Genomic DNA, 15,858 nt, shown 5'->3' with positions numbered 1-15,858 from the left:
TTAATAATATGATCAAAAAAATTATCATGATGGGATTCGTGTGCCTGATATCCGGATCCGTTTATTCACAAAAAAAACCTTTCAAATTCAATCTTCCAACAAAAGAAGATACAGAGGTAAGTCCTATTGTAAAGGAAAAAGTAGATGAATATGCCAGAAAAATTGATGCTATTATCAAGGAAGAAAAAAAACTGATGGAAGCTGAATTGCTTGTTTTACAGGACAGAAATCTTGATAAAGCAGAGTTCAATACACAAAAAGCAGAAGTAGCCTCCCGCTATTCCCAAAAAATAGATCAGAGAATCGGCGATCTGGGCTTTGATATTGATGATGTGATTCAGAAACAGGTAAAATATTCACTTCTGAATACCGATGTTACCTCAAATGAAGAGTTGAAGGAGAAACTTTTAAAAAAAATACGCCCAGCAAAAAATATTAGAGGGTATATTTCATATGGAGTTATGAGCCTTACCAACTCAAAGGCTGATAATGAACTAGATAAAAACCTGGGTTATGCTGGAAATCTTGAGTTTGGATTTAAATTGAATTACCAGTTTAGCAGAACCAGCCGATGGGGATTGATCTCAGGAATCGGATTCTCATGGAGAACACTCAATGTTGATAATAATATGTTTTTTGCGAAAGATGGAAATGCAGACGTTTATCTGGAAAAATTTGATAAAAACCTCAGCAAGAGTAAGCTGAGAACAGGATATATTGTGTTTCCACTAGGGGTACAATATAATTTTTCTAAATTAAAAAATGGCAGTATGGATATTCAATACAGGGATTATGATGAAGGTCTTAAAATAGGAGCTAATATGTATGGTGGATTAAGAATGTCAACCAATAATATTATAAAAGGCGACGGAATCAGCCAGCGTGAAAGAGAAAACTATCAGGTAAATCCTTTTATCTATGGAGCACAGTTGACCGTTTCTTATGGTGACTTCAGTATTTTCGTAAAAAGAGATCTTGGTAACTTTTTTAAAGACGGACGCTTTGAAAATGATAAAGCACTGCTATTCGGGTTGGCCTTTGGATGGTAAAAAACTAACTACTAATCATGAAGTTTGTAGCATATTAATAAGAAACAAAGCCTCAGAGTTACTGAGGCTTTGTTTATGTGATCAGGCATTATTTTAAACTACCCACCATATCTTCAGGTTTTACCCATTCGTCGAATTGTTCGGCGGTTAAAAAGCCAAGATTCACGGCTTCTTCTTTTAAAGTTGTTCCGTTTTTATGAGCTGTTTTTGCAATCTTTGCCGCATTTTCATACCCTATATGAGTATTTAAAGCGGTAACAAGCATTAATGATTTGTCTACAAGTTCTTTAATTCTTTCATGATTCGGTTCAATACCTACGGCACAGTGATCATTGAATGAAACACAAGCGTCAGCAATTAGTTGAGCAGATTGCAGGAAATTGTAAGCCATAACAGGTTTAAAAACATTCAATTCATAATTCCCCTGTGTTCCGGCAAAAGAAATGGTAGTGTCATTTCCTAAAACCTGTGCACAAACCATCGTCAGCGCTTCATTTTGTGTCGGATTTACTTTGCCGGGCATAATAGATGATCCCGGTTCATTTTCAGGAATATGAATTTCTCCGATTCCGGAACGTGGTCCTGATGCCAGTAATCTGATATCCTGAGCAATTTTAAAAAGAGAAACGGCAAGCTGTTTTAAGGCGCCATGACTTTCAACAATAGCATCGTGTGCAGCCAGAGCTTCAAACTTATTTTCAGCAGTAATAAAGGGAAGCTTTGTAAACGTAGCAATATGTTCCGCTACTTTTACATCATAGCCATTTGGCGTATTTAATCCCGTTCCTACTGCTGTTCCGCCCAAAGCAAGCTCAGAAAGATGAGGTAATGTGTTTTTTAAAGCTCTAAGACCAAATTCCAACTGGGCAACATATCCGGAAAATTCCTGACCAAGAGTCAATGGAGTAGCATCCATCAGGTGGGTTCTTCCGATTTTTACAATATCCTTAAATGCTTTTGACTTTTCAGCCAGTGTATTTTTTAACTTTTCAACGGCCGGAATGGTAACTTCTACCACTTTCTTATAAGCCGCAATATGCATTGCAGTAGGATAAGTATCGTTTGATGACTGAGATTTGTTCACGTCATCATTTGGATGTATTTCAGATTTTTCACCTAAAGTTCCCCCGTTATTGACATGTGCTTTGTTTGAAATGACTTCATTCACATTCATGTTCGACTGAGTTCCGGAACCGGTCTGCCAAATGACCAAAGGAAACTGATCGTTAAGCTGACCTTCCAGAATTTGATCACAAACTTTGGCAATCATATCTCTTTTTTCAGCAGGAAGTACTCCGAGATCCGTATTGGTAAAAGCCGCTGCTTTCTTTAAATAGGCAAAAGCTTCAATGATTTCATGTGGCATTGAACCCTCAGGACCGATTTTAAAATTGTTTCTTGAACGTTCAGTCTGTGCACCCCAAAATTTGTCTGTAGGTACCTGCACTTCTCCCATGGTGTCTTTTTCTATTCTGTAATTCATATTATTTATTTGATTTTTCTTTAGTTAAAATGATGTCTTTTATATCATCCATGTTCATTAATACATCATAGCTTATAAAACATGTTGGTCCCACTGATTTTAAATTTAATCTCATGCTGTTTTGTGAAAGATCAGAGAGTGTTACGACTCCTGTGGAAAAGATGCAATTTTCATAACGTTGAGAAGAAAATTTAGCTTCTTTAATATGGATGATAAATTCATTTTTTTCATTGGTTGTTACATCAGATTTTAGGATTGTAAACCTTTCATTTTGAAAATTAATGAATGAAAAAGTAAAAGAATTAGGTGTCTTTTCCAAAATTTCAAACTTAATGGGATGTTCCCCAACTTTCCCTACCCAACTTCCTGAAAGCTGGATTGCATCTTCATGTATTTTCTGAGCAAAGCTGTTATTGTAGATCGTAAAACAGAAAAGTATAATTAAAATATTTTTCATTGAATTTGGATATGCATTTTTTTAAACCTTCTACAGTTAAAATAACTTTTATAAAGTTACTTATAAAGTCAGAAACCCGCAATTTATAATCATTATAAATATCAATTGAAATCAGTGATTTTACTCATGTTTTTTAGGGAAGCCGTATTTTTGCACAAACAAAAATTGAATGGACTTTAGATATCAGGATCCGTATCCAATTCAGAAAGATGATACGGTGTATAAAAAGCTTACATCAGATTATGTAAAGGTAGAAAAGCTGGGTGACAGAGAAATTCTAAGTATCGATCCGAAAGGATTGGAACTATTGGCTGAAGAAGCCATGGCAGACGTTTCTTTTATGCTGCGTTCTTCCCACCTGGAAAGCCTGAAAAGAATCATTGATGATCCTGAAGCTACAGACAATGACAGATTCGTTGCCTATAACTTATTACAAAATGCTGCTGTAGCCGTAGAAGGAGCACTTCCTTCTTGCCAGGATACAGGAACTGCTATTGTGATGGGTAAAAAAGGTGAAAATGTATACACAGGAGTAGATGACGGGGAGTTTTTAAGCCGTGGAATTTACAATACCTATCAAAAAAGAAACTTAAGATATTCTCAGGTCGTTCCTTTGACAATGTTTGACGAGAAAAATTCAGGATCAAACCTTCCTGCACAGATTGATATCTATGCTAAAAAAGGAGATTATTACGAATTTTTATTTCTGACAAAAGGAGGAGGATCTGCCAACAAAACGTTCCTGTACCAAAAGACAAAATCTTTATTGAATGAAAAATCTCTTGAAGAATTTATCAAAGACAAGATTTCAGACCTTGGAACGGCAGCTTGCCCGCCTTATCACCTGGCATTGGTGATTGGTGGAACTTCAGCAGAAGCCAACCTTGCTGCAGTGAAAAAAGCTTCAGCGAAATATTATGACAACCTTCCAACAGAAGGGAATGAGGCCGGCCAGGCTTTCAGAGACCTTGAATGGGAAGCGAAAGTTCAGAAAATATGTCAGGAAAGTGCGATCGGAGCTCAGTTTGGGGGTAAATATCTTACTCACGACGTTAGAGTGATCAGACTTCCTCGTCATGCGGCTTCTTGCCCCGTAGGAATGGGAGTTTCTTGTTCTGCTGACAGAAATATCAAAGGAAAAATTACTAAAGAAGGAATCTTCCTTGAACAATTGGAGCAAGATCCAAAGAAATTCCTGCCAGCTACTCCGCCACACCTGGAAGAAGCTGTTGAAATAGATTTGAATAAGCCGATGCCGGAAATTTTAGCAGAGCTTTCAAAATATCCGGTTAAAACAAGATTAAAATTAAACGGAACTTTAATTGTGGCCAGAGATATCGCTCACGCAAAGATTAAAGAAATCATCGACAGTGGAAAACCAATGCCGGAATACTTTAAAAACCACCCGATCTATTATGCAGGACCTGCAAAAACTCCGGAAGGAATGGCGTCAGGAAGCTTTGGGCCAACAACAGCGGGAAGAATGGACGTTTATGTAGATGAATTCCAGAGCCACGGTGGAAGTATGGTGATGCTGGCAAAAGGAAACAGAAGTAAAGATGTTGCTGATGCTTGCCATAAATATGGAGGTTTCTATCTTGGATCCATTGGAGGACCTGCTGCAATTCTTGCAAAAGAAAATATTGTGTCTGTGGATGTTGTAGATTTTCCGGAGCTGGGAATGGAAGCAGTAAGAAAAATTGAAGTTAAAGATTTCCCTGCATTCATCATTACCGACGATAAAGGAAACGACTTCTTTGCTGACCTTGCCCATTAAAATCTATATAGAATTAAAATAAATAATAAAATAGAGCACTGATCTTTTGTGTAAAAAGGAAAAAAGTTCTATTTTTGCCTAAAATCTTTAAGAGAATGATAACGATTTTATCAGCATTTTGGCCGTTCTACCAGTTCCTATGGACTATATTCTTCATTACTATGTTCTTAGTAGGATTCTGGTGTATTTTTATGTTCTTCGGATTAGTAATCCCAATGTGGCTTACTGAAGGTTTGAAGGAGTATTTCGGAAAAGTGAAGCCTTTCGATCCTGAAGATATCAGAAGAAAGCTTGTTTCTGAGCAGGAAGGTGTAGAGGTTATTTATAGCCAGCCGAAAGGGAACGGACCTTTCATTCATGATCACGGACATCATCATTAATTGATTGTCATTGCTTTTTCACCTTAATTCTGAAAAAGTAATATCAAAGCAAAACAACATATATAAACCGCTTAATTTTTTTAAGCGGTTTTTCTATTTATTGTTTCTGAGATTTTCCGGAGATACTCCGAATTTCTTTTTAAATGCCCTGGTAAAATTCTGAATGTACTCATATCCACATTCAATAGCAATCTCTTTGATCATCATTTCATTGTTTGTAATGAGCTTCCTTGCCTTAAGCATTCTTAGTTCCGAGATGTAATGAGAAATTGTCGTGTGATATTGTGCCTTGAATTCCTTTCTGATAATATTCTGATTCATTCCCACCATTTTTCCTATTTCTTCGGCTTTTATATTCCGATGGTAATTTTCATCAATGAATTTTTTAACCATCTTACCAATCTCAGGAGTTGATTTTAAAGTGTTCTTCCCGTTAAACTGCTCAAAGATCAGAATAAGAAGTTTGATGATTTCTGTTTCTACAAATAATTTCTGTAAAACGCCTTTTTTAGAATAATTCATAATTTCATTGATAATCATATGCATCTCAACCGTCATATCAGGAGGAGTTTCCTTATGCAGAAATATAAAATTATTATGAATCATATTTTCCAGAATTTCTGCACTTTCCAGATTATCTTCAGGATTGATGAGGTTGAAAATATAGCTGTAATTAATTTGAATTTGAAGGTATTTCAGCGTTTCGTGGTTTTCTGTCCACAATTCGGCCACACTTTCTTCAGAAGAATAATGAAGGATGTATTGATTTTTCTTGAATGAAAACGAGGTGCCACAATCCTGAGCTTCCATATTGATATTCTGACTAAGCAAAAACAGAAGATTAAAACTGGATTTTCCTTCAAGCATATGAGATTTGAAAGACGGCCTGGCATCTGAATCTTCCTGCATTACAATTTTGATGTCCTGAGATCTGAACAGAAACCCATTTTTAGATTGATTCCTCATACGACATATTTTTACAGCCATGGTACAATTTACATATATAAAATACCGCCCAGGATAACCAAAAGTTCGGAAATGATAACTCAGGGAAAATATTGAGAGGTACTTTTGCGCAAAATTAAATTAAATTTAGAATAATTAAAAATAATATTTACTATGTTTCAATATTTACATTTTGCAGTAAGGAAAATCAGAGCCGGATTGGTGCTGCTTAGTATCGCAGGAAGTGGCTTATATGCTCAGGGTACACCATTAACCTGTAATAATACAGATCCCGGAACAAATCCCGGAGATGTTGGATGTGTTGCCTTTACTTATCTGGGCCAGCAGGTTTCTTATGCAACTGTAAGAGGAGCAGACGGAAAGGTCTGGCTTCAGCAGAATCTAGGAAGTTCGAAGGTTGCTACATCTGTGGCAGACGAGGATTCATACGGAGATCTTTTTCAGTGGGGAAGATGGGATGATGGCCACCAGTTGAGAAATTCTTCTACAATGTCTCCTCCAACGCCAAATAATCCCGCAGGAATTACCACAGGATCTTATATCATCGGATCTCCGTCATGGTGGGCAGGATTTGCTGCCACAGATACTTGGATAGATAAAGGACCTAATGATGCTAAAGAAAATACAGGTGTAGACCCTTGTAAGGCTTTGGGAGGAGAGTGGAAAATGCCTTCTCAGGCGGAATGGACAGGCATTGTAAATGCAGAAAGTATTTCAAATCCGGCCACGGCTTTTGCCAGCCACTTAAAATTACCTGCCGGAGGATATAGAGGATCCAGCAATGGAGATTTTACATTTGTAGGACAAAGAGGATATTTCTGGAGTTCTGATACTTCCGGAATTGGTGGAAAGTATTTATATATTGGTAATATCCTTGCTAATCCTTCTTCTGGGGCACCAAGAGGTCAGGGATCATCAGTAAGATGCATTAAGCCGTCTTCTTCTCTGGGAACTTCTGAAACAAGACCAAATACAATCGCAGTAGGTATTTATCCTAACCCAACCAATGGAATTCTGATTGTGAAAGTGGACAGCAGTATTCAAACAGCAAGCGTAACCAATGCGGTAGGGCAAAAACTTAATGTAGGGTTTTCCGGTAACCAGATTGATATGACCGGTTTACCAAATGGGGTATATATCGTAGAATTAAAATTAAAGAACGGTCAGTTAATTTCTAAAAAGGTTATAAAAAAATAATGCTTTTTCAACAAAAGAATCAGCATGCATACCGAAGTTTCGGTTAAAATATAGTTCATTACAATTACTTTTATTGGAAGGCTCATGAAATTTTCATGGGTCTTTTTTATTGGAGATAATTTTAAAAGAAGTGCAAAGAAACAAAAACACGGAATAGAGGAAACATAAAAATAAAATCAATTAATCAACGGGAAGATCAGCTTTTTTGCATATTTAAAAAAATAGTCTACTTTTGCAGTAGATTTATCAAGAAAGGTGGAGGGATTTGGCCCAATGAAACCTTAGCAACCTACACAATTCCAGAAGTGTAAAGGTGCTAATTCCAACCCGAAAGGGGAGATAAGTGAAGTCAATATTCTTATATGAATTCCATTTCTTGAAGTCTTGTATATCCGCAGAATCATCTGCCGGAATGTAGTATTAATTGGCAAGAACAGAAAATGAAAAAATTAAGTACGGCAGTATTGCTGCTGGGCACCATTTGGATTGCTGCGCAGGAGCAGGAAGAAAAGGGAAAGCAAATTGAAGACATCATTATTGTCGGAAACCGCAATGTTAAACGAACAAAACTGGAAACTCCGGTTCCGGTAGATGTTATTAATATTGAAAAAATACAAAAGGCCTCTCCTCAGATCACCGCTCAGGATCTTCTGAACTATGTAATTCCGTCATTTAATGCTGTAAGACAATCTGCCTCAGACGGAACAGAACATATTGACCCTGTCACTTTAAGAGGAATGGGGCCAGATCAGGTACTGGTGCTGATAAATGGTAAACGAAGACATACAACCTCTTTGGTAAACTATCAGAATACCGTAGGAAATGGATCTGTAGGAACAGATTTAAGTACTATTCCTGTGATTTCTATTGACAGGATAGAAGTGTTAAGAGATGGTGCGGCAGCACAATATGGTTCCGATGCTATTGCGGGAGTTATCAATATTATTCTAAAAAAAAATGCGGGAGCTTCAGCAAGTATTACGTATGGGCTGAGCGGAAGAAATGACGGGGACACCTATCAGGCAGCAGCTAATTACGGAACTTCTTTAGGAAAAACGGACAGTTATATCAATTTTTCACTACAATTAAGCCACAGAGGAAAAACCACAAGGACCCAAAATCATGATCTGATTGTTTATGACCAGTCCAATCTTAATGTGGTCAATAATAACGGGGCTATTACGGCCAATGGAATTTCATTACCCAATGTTTCCCCGATTGCGACAGGAGTTTATAACAATTCTTTCGCCTATGATTTTGCGGGAACAGGAAGTCAGATCTCAAGAGCATATGACGATGCTTTGATAGCTCAGAACGGGCTTTCAAGGGATGATTTCAACTTTCAGATCGGAGATGCACAAATCAGACAGGGACAGCTGTTTTTTAATGCAGAATATCCTTTTAATGATCATTTTAAGCTGTATTCTTTTGGAGGATTCAGCGTTAAAGAAGGAAAAGGATTTGGATTCCGAAGATTGCCCAGTGAGACATTTAATGTGGTGTCGTCAATATATCCCAACGGATTTCAGGCGACTTTGGGATCTCAGGTCTACGATCTTTCCTATGCTGTTGGTACTAAATATAATGTAAACGATTGGTTTTTTGATCTGAGCAATACTTTTGGTAGCAATACTTTCAACTATAATGTAAACAATACCAATAATGCATCACTGGGAGCAAAATCTCCCACCAGCTTTTATGCAGGCGCTCATCAATTTCTTCAGAATACAATCAATCTGGATGTCTCTAAAAAAATCAGCAAATTTAATATTGGATTTGGAGGAGAATTCAGATTTGAACAATACCAGATTAAAGCCGGAGATGTGGCTTCCTATACTCAGTATGACGTTAATGGAAATGTAGCAACTCCGGGCTCAACGGTGATTGGAGCCGGAGGATCACAGTCTTTCATTGGCTTTTCACCGCAGAATGCAGTGAAAAAAGACAGACATTCAACAGCGGTCTATGCGGATATTTCATACGACCTCGATAAAAAACTGAATATTGATGCCGCTGCCAGATTTGAAAACTATTCAGATTTCGGAAATACGCTCAATGGTAAATTAGCGGTACGCTATGAGTTCATTAAAAACTATGCATTAAGAGCAGCTGTTGGTACAGGATTTAGAGCTCCTTCACTTCAGCAGCAGTATTTTAATAATTCCTATGCCGATATTTCTACTTCAGGTTCCGGAATTGTCACTAAAGGAATTTTTAATAATGACAGCAAAGCCGCACAGGTTCTTGGATTTAATCCTTTAAAACAGGAAACCTCTGTCAACGGAAGTGCCGGATTTACTTTAAAACCCGTCAAAGGCTTATTCATTACTTTAGATGGCTATATCATTAAGGTAAAAGACAGAATCGTTATTACCAGCAACATTACAGATCCCCGATTATCAGACCCTGATATTGTAGGAAAAGGAAATGAAGTGGAGAGCGGACGATTTTTTGCCAATGCTATTGATACAGAAACCAAAGGAGTAGATTTGGTGGTATCTTATGACTGGAAAGTAGGCGGTGGTAATTTAAATATCAACCTCGCCGGAAATTATACCGAGACAAAAATTACAGGATTTCATTTTCCCGAAAACTTAGGAACTCCTCAAAATCAATTCTTTGGTCCGGATCAGATTAATATTATTGAGTCTTTATCTCCAAAAACAAAAGCATCCCTGGGATTGAATTATGGCATCGGGAAATTTAATTTTCTCGTAAGAAACACGTATTTTGGTAAAGTAATAAGAGATGGCTATCCTTTTGGTGGTGTTCAGGAATTTTCACCAAAAATCGTCACAGATTTTAGTGTGGGATATGATATTACGAAAAATATCAACTTTACTGTGGGAGCCAATAATGTATTTGATGTCTTTCCTGATCTTCAGATCTATGAAAATTCATATTATGGAGTATTTAAATATGCTCCGGTGCAAATGGGAACATTGGGAAGTTATTTTTTCGGGAGACTTAATTTTAATTTTTAATCATTAAATGAGTACTACTTCACATCAGATTGGCTGGAAAACTGCTGCCGCAATTGTAGTTTCCAATATGATTGGTACCGGTATTTTTACAACGCTGGGTTTCCAGTTGTCGGATATTACCAATACCTACAGTATTTTCCTGTTATGGATAATCGGAGGGATTCTCGCCTTGTTCGGAGCTTTTTGCTATGCCGAATTAGGATCTCACTTTAAAGGAAACGGTGGTGATTTTATCTACCTTAATGAAACCTATCATCCGTTATTCGGCTATCTTATCAGTTGGATCTCCTTAATCATAGGGTTTTCATCACCTGTTGCATTAGCTGCATTGGCGATGTCGAAATATCTGTCAGCATTCGATTTCACTTTCGGAAACGGTTTCGCTATTGTGGCCATTTTTTTGGTCGCTACTACCTTATCCTTTAGTTTAAAAGCATCGAGCAGATTCCATAACTTTTTTACCTTTATCAAAGTTACTTTTATTATTGTTCTGATTATTGTAGGCGTTTGTCTGTCAGAATCTCCACAAATTGGTAACAGCCTCAATTTTAGTGATACCTGGAAGGATGAGATCATGCTTCCAGCCTTTGCTACTTCTCTGGTTTTTGTGACATATTCCTATACCGGCTGGAATTCAGCGTCTTATATTGCCGGAGAAATAAAAGATGTCCAGAAAAATCTTCCCAAATCACTTATCATAGGAACTGTTTTTGTGACAATCAGTTATCTTTTAGTAAATTACATTATGCTGAAACATGCTCCTGTGAGCCAACTTGCAGGGAAAGAAGATGTAATGGGAGAAGCTGCAGTTAATATGCTGGGTGATACTTTTGGAAAGGTAGTTAATGTTTTTATTGCATTACAGCTTATTGCGACTATCAGCGGTTATTTATGGGTAGGTTCAAGATTGACACAAGCTTTCGCAAAAAGCACCTATTTATGGAAACCTCTTTCCGCGGGCACAACAAAGGGAATTCCGGTAAGAGCCATTTTTGCCCATGCTGTAATTGCTGCCATTATTATCTTAACAGGAAGCTTTAAAGAAATCTTTGTATACACGGCTTTCATTCTTCAGTTGTTTGCCAGTCTGGCTATTTCTACCGTATATTTCCTTAAAAAAGAAGATCGGAAAATATTCAGATCCAATGCTTTTTACATTTTTCCAACTGTTTTTTTATTGTTCAGCATATATATCCTTTATTTCACATTCATTCATAATCCAAAAGAAAGTTTGATAGGACTGGGAATTATTGCAGTAGGAATTATTTTATATCTAATTGATAGAAGACTTAGCAAAGGAGTTTAGCAAGAGGCTCTAAAATTTTAATAGACAAATAAGTAAATACACATTTTTATAGTTTAGCTCTAGGGTTCAAAAATTTATACTTTATTTTTGAATTAATAATCCTTATCTTTGCACCCACAAAATTTCCACAATGTCTAAATCATTAATTCCAAAATTAGAAGCTATAAAACAAAGATATAATGAGGTTGCAGACCTTATTATACAGCCTGATGTTATTTCAGACCAAAAAAGATATTCTTCTTTAAACAAAGAATACAGTGATTTGGGGAAGATTGTAAGAGTTTATGATCAGTATAAAGGGGCTTTGGACAATATCGCTGAATCTGAGGAAATTATCGCCGATGGTTCAGACAGAGATTTGGTAGATCTGGCTAAAGAAGAAAAACTGGAAGCACAATCAAAAATCCCCGGATTGGAAGAGGAGCTGAAAGTTTTATTGATTCCTAAAGATCCTGCTGATGATAAAAACGTTATCGTGGAATTACGTGCCGGAACCGGAGGTGACGAAGCGGCTATTTTCGTTGAAGATGTCTACAGAATGTATACGATGTACTTCAAAACAAAAGGATGGAGACATGAAGTAACAGATTCCAATGAAGCGGCAAAAGGCTACAAGGAATTGATCATGAAAGTAGAAGGGGAAGGTGTATATGGAGTAATGAAGTTTGAATCCGGAGTTCACCGTGTACAACGTGTACCGGAAACCGAATCTCAAGGTAGAGTTCATACCTCTGCGATTACCATAGCTGTTTTACCGGAAGCTGAAGAAGTAGACTTCGAACTAAATCCTGCAGATATTGAAATGCAGACTTCACGTTCGGGAGGAGCCGGAGGTCAGAACGTAAACAAGGTGGAAACAAAAGTTCAGTTGACACACAAACCTTCAGGATTGGTGGTTGTTTGTCAGCAGGCACGTTCTCAGTTAGCTAACCGTGAATTGGCCATGGAGATGTTAAGAACTAAGTTATATGATATCGAGCTTCAGAAAGTACAGGGAGATATTGCAGCACAGCGTAAATCGATGGTTTCTACTGGAGACCGTTCTGCAAAGATCAAAACATATAACTACCCTCAGGGAAGAGTAACAGATCACAGAATCAATAAATCCATGTATAATCTGGATGCTTACATGAACGGAGATATTTCAGAAATGATAGATGCCGTAATCATGGCCGAGAATGCAGAGAAAATGAAAGGAGAAGAAGAAAACTACTAAAGTTTTTTAAATATAAAACATAAAACCTCTGATTTTTCAGGGGTTTTTCTTTTTTAAACAATTTAATTACAAAATAAACTATGAAAAACTACAAAATTATTTTATTGCTTTTGCTGACGATGGTGGGGCAATACGTTTCAGCTCAGACAGAAGTAAAGAAGCCTAAAGAAGTATTTGAAATGTACTTTGGAACCTTTGTCAATAATGATGAGGTGATATTAGGAAAACTGAATGATTATTTAAGACCTACCGTAGAAGGGCAGGATGCTTATCAGGTTAATTTTAAAGAAAGTTCAGAGGAGATGATGAATACAAGTGTAGAGAATTTTCTTGCCGCTTTTCCTAAGGCAACTGCCGCTGCATGTAAAAAAGAAGCTGAAGATTATTTCAGGGGCATGCTGGCGAACTTTAAAACCGGAAAACTGACGGTAAAAAATATAAAAGTTGTCCCTAATGAATATGTTGAGGGTCAGAAAATTGCCGAAATTACCTATTCCGTAAGTTTTCAGGTCCCTTCAAAGTTGTCTCCCTCTCCGTCCGGAGATCTTAAAAAGATAAAAGCTGACTATATGAAAAAATATCTGGTTGAAGCTGCAAAGGATTTTAAGAATGCAGATAAAACGGTGACCATAGATCAGGAATTTAAACTGTACGAACTGAAGGAAGGAGATAAAATCTACTACTGGAACGGAGGTCCTGATGAAATTGTTACCGGGCTTACCGATTTCTACTTTGAAAGCTTTGGCCCCAAAGAATAATATCCTAAAAATAGATCCAATAATAGTCCCGTTTTTCGGGGCTTTTTTTATTTCGCATACTTTGCGTAATTTTGAGAAAAACCGTTCACTATGAATTTGAAACCTTTGTTATTAACTGCTGGAGTTTTGTTTTCAGCATCTTTTTATTCTCAAACAATGAATTATCCGAAAGCATTAAAAGGAGGCCAGACTGATACTTACTTCGGAAGTGCAGTGGCAGATCCTTTCAGAGACCTGGAAAACGACTCTCAAGCAACTAAGAAATGGGTAGATGAAGAAGTAGCTTACAGCCAAAATTATCTTGCAAAAATTCCATTCAGAGATAAAATTAAAAACCAACTGAAAGAAATCTGGAATTACGAAAAAATTTCAGCACCTTTTAAAGAAGGAGATTACACATATTATTCAAAGAATGATGGTTTACAGGCACAATCTGTGTTGTATAGAACAAATAATAAAACTAAGGCGACAGAGGTATTTTTAGATCCCAATAAATTCTCAGAAAAAGGGACAACATCTCTTTCTAACCTTTCTTTTAACAAAAAGGGAAACCTTGCCGCTTATTCTATTTCTGAAGGCGGAAGTGACTGGAATAAAATTATCATTCTTGATGCCGTTACTAAAAAGCAGATTGATGAAACATTACTGGACGTAAAGTTTAGTGGAATCGCCTGGCAAAATGACGAAGGATTCTATTATTCAAGCTACGATAAACCGAAAGAAGGTACCGTGCTTTCAGGAATGACGGATAAGCACAAAGTGTATTTTCATAAGTTGGGTACAAAGCAATCTGAAGACAAATTGATCTTTGGTGGTGAAAAGACCCCTAGAAGATATCTGGGAGCAAGTGTTTCTGAGGATCAGAGATACCTGATTATTTCCGCTGCAAATGCTACTAACGGAAACGAGCTGTACGTTAAAGATTTAAAGAAAGGAGGAGACTTTGTACAGTTGGTAAAAGGATTTGATATCAACGCTAATATTGTAGATACTCAGGGAGATGATCTTTTTATTTTTACAGATAAAGATGCTCCGAATATGCGTCTTGTAAAAACGACCATCACCAATCCGGCTCCTGAAACCTGGAAAGATGTAATCCCGCAAACAGACAATGTGTTAGGAATTTCTTCCGGCGGAGGATATTTCTTCGCAACGTATATGGTTGATGCCATTGATAAGGTAAAACAATTTGATAAAACAGGAAAATTAATCAGAGAAATTGCACTTCCGGGCAAAGGAAACATTTCCGGATTCGGAGGAAAGGAAAAGGAGAAGGATGTTTATTACTCTTTCAGTAACTATATCACTCCGGGAACAACCTATAAATTTAATGCAGATTCCGGAAAATCAGAAGTATACCAGAAACCCAAAGTGAAGTTTAACCCGGATGATTATGTATCAGAACAGGTCTTTTATACTTCAAAAGACGGAACAAAAGTTCCTATGATGATCAACTATAAGAAAGGGACAAAGCTGGATGGTAAAAACCCTACCATTCTCTATTCTTACGGAGGATTTAATATCAGCTTACAACCTTCTTTCTCTGTAGTGAATGCAATCTGGATGGAAAATGGGGGTATTTATGCCGTTCCGAACATCCGTGGAGGAGGAGAGTATGGCAAAAAATGGCATGATGCAGGAACAAAGCAGCAGAAGAAAAATGTTTTTGAAGACTTTATTGCAGCAGGAGAATACCTTCAAAGTAAAGGCTATACATCCAAAGAATATATGGCGCTTTCCGGAAGATCAAACGGAGGTTTGTTGGTAGGAGCCACAATGACGATGCGTCCTGATCTTGCTAAGGTAGCCTTCCCGGGAGTAGGAGTGTTGGATATGTTGAGATATAATAAATTCACTGCCGGAGCTGGCTGGGCGTACGATTACGGAACAGCAGAAGACAGCAAGGAAATGTTTGAATATCTTAAATCTTATTCTCCTGTACATAACGTAAAAGCAGGAACTTGCTATCCATCCACCATGATTATAACCAGTGATCATGATGACAGGGTAGTTCCGGCACATTCATTCAAATTTGGAGCAGAACTTCAGGAAAAACAGGCATGCAAAAATCCTATTTTATTAAGAATCGAAAAGAACGCAGGACATGGTGCCGGAAGAGCAACCGATCAGGTGATTGGAGAGAATGCTGATCTTCTGTCTTTTGCACTATATGAAATGGGAATCAAATTGTAATTCTAAAGTGTAAAATCAGGTTTATAAAAAAGTAAACAGATTAAATAAATTATGTAGAGGCCGGGCATTTGTCCGGCCTTTTTCTTTGGTTA

12 protein-coding genes and 1 riboswitch are annotated in these 15,858 nt (G+C 37.2%); of the genes, 9 read left to right on the top strand and 3 right to left on the bottom strand.

Features of this window, described 5'->3' with window-relative positions; genetic code table 11:
* Nucleotides 1–8 precede the first annotated feature (8 nt).
* On the top strand, nt 9–1,049 hold the full coding sequence (locus tag EG342_RS04180; RefSeq protein ID WP_103288553.1) for an outer membrane beta-barrel protein: 1,041 nt from the start codon (nt 9–11) through the stop codon (nt 1,047–1,049).
* 88 nt (nt 1,050–1,137) lie between these two features.
* On the opposite strand, the gene fumC is transcribed toward EG342_RS04180, so the two are convergent.
* Together fumC and EG342_RS04170 are read right to left on the bottom strand one after the other, a co-directional pair.
* Complete coding sequence (fumC, locus tag EG342_RS04175) at nt 1,138–2,532, bottom strand: class II fumarate hydratase (RefSeq protein ID WP_103288552.1); 1,395 nt, start codon at nt 2,530–2,532, stop codon at nt 1,138–1,140.
* Nucleotide 2,533: 1 nt separating this feature from the next.
* Nucleotides 2,534–2,989 carry a hypothetical protein gene (locus EG342_RS04170; protein ID WP_103288551.1) on the bottom strand — a complete coding sequence of 152 codons (456 nt, stop codon included), beginning with the start codon at nt 2,987–2,989 and terminating at the stop codon, nt 2,534–2,536.
* A 169-nt stretch (nt 2,990–3,158) separates the two neighbouring features.
* On the opposite strand from EG342_RS04170, the gene EG342_RS04165 reads away from it, so the two are divergent.
* Both EG342_RS04165 and EG342_RS04160 read left to right on the top strand, forming a co-directional pair.
* Nucleotides 3,159–4,766 carry a fumarate hydratase gene (locus tag EG342_RS04165; protein WP_103288550.1) on the top strand — a complete coding sequence of 536 codons (1,608 nt, stop codon included), beginning with the start codon at nt 3,159–3,161 and terminating at the stop codon, nt 4,764–4,766.
* 95 nt (nt 4,767–4,861) lie between these two features.
* Nucleotides 4,862–5,146 carry a hypothetical protein gene (locus tag EG342_RS04160; RefSeq protein WP_185126878.1) on the top strand — a complete coding sequence of 95 codons (285 nt, stop codon included), beginning with the start codon at nt 4,862–4,864 and terminating at the stop codon, nt 5,144–5,146.
* A gap of 93 nt (nt 5,147–5,239) precedes the next feature.
* On the opposite strand, the gene EG342_RS04155 is transcribed toward EG342_RS04160, so the two are convergent.
* On the bottom strand, nt 5,240–6,112 hold the full coding sequence (locus tag EG342_RS04155; RefSeq protein WP_164465145.1) for a helix-turn-helix transcriptional regulator: 873 nt from the start codon (nt 6,110–6,112) through the stop codon (nt 5,240–5,242).
* Between the two features lie 153 nt (nt 6,113–6,265).
* Here EG342_RS04155 and EG342_RS04150 point away from each other — a divergent pair, with 153 nt between their 5' ends.
* From EG342_RS04150 to EG342_RS04125, 6 genes are all read left to right on the top strand, one after another.
* Nucleotides 6,266–7,309: a T9SS type A sorting domain-containing protein gene (locus EG342_RS04150; RefSeq protein WP_103288548.1), complete on the top strand. Its 1,044-nt coding sequence runs from the start codon at nt 6,266–6,268 to the stop codon at nt 7,307–7,309.
* 240 nt (nt 7,310–7,549) lie between these two features.
* A riboswitch (SAM riboswitch) is annotated at nt 7,550–7,655 on the top strand.
* 94 nt (nt 7,656–7,749) lie between these two features.
* A complete protein-coding gene (locus EG342_RS04145) occupies nt 7,750–10,293 on the top strand; it encodes a TonB-dependent receptor plug domain-containing protein (RefSeq protein ID WP_103288547.1) in 2,544 nt (847 codons plus the stop codon).
* 7 nt (nt 10,294–10,300) lie between these two features.
* Nucleotides 10,301–11,599, top strand: a complete 1,299-nt coding sequence (locus EG342_RS04140; protein ID WP_103288546.1) for an APC family permease — start codon at nt 10,301–10,303, stop codon at nt 11,597–11,599.
* Nucleotides 11,600–11,729: 130 nt separating this feature from the next.
* The gene (gene prfA / locus EG342_RS04135; protein ID WP_103288545.1) at nt 11,730–12,815 is read left to right on the top strand and encodes a peptide chain release factor 1; all 1,086 of its coding nucleotides are present in this window, start codon (nt 11,730–11,732) and stop codon (nt 12,813–12,815) included.
* Nucleotides 12,816–12,895: 80 nt separating this feature from the next.
* Nucleotides 12,896–13,573: a hypothetical protein gene (locus tag EG342_RS04130; RefSeq protein WP_103288544.1), complete on the top strand. Its 678-nt coding sequence runs from the start codon at nt 12,896–12,898 to the stop codon at nt 13,571–13,573.
* A gap of 90 nt (nt 13,574–13,663) precedes the next feature.
* A complete protein-coding gene (locus tag EG342_RS04125) occupies nt 13,664–15,766 on the top strand; it encodes a prolyl oligopeptidase family serine peptidase (RefSeq protein WP_103288543.1) in 2,103 nt (700 codons plus the stop codon).
* The last annotated feature ends 92 nt before the right edge of the window (nt 15,767–15,858 follow it).

This window comes from Chryseobacterium lactis, from assembly GCF_003815875.1.
GTDB classification, from domain to species: domain Bacteria; phylum Bacteroidota; class Bacteroidia; order Flavobacteriales; family Weeksellaceae; genus Chryseobacterium; species Chryseobacterium lactis.
Note: the sequence above shows the minus strand (reverse complement) of the source record. Positions and strands in the feature narration are given on the sequence as shown.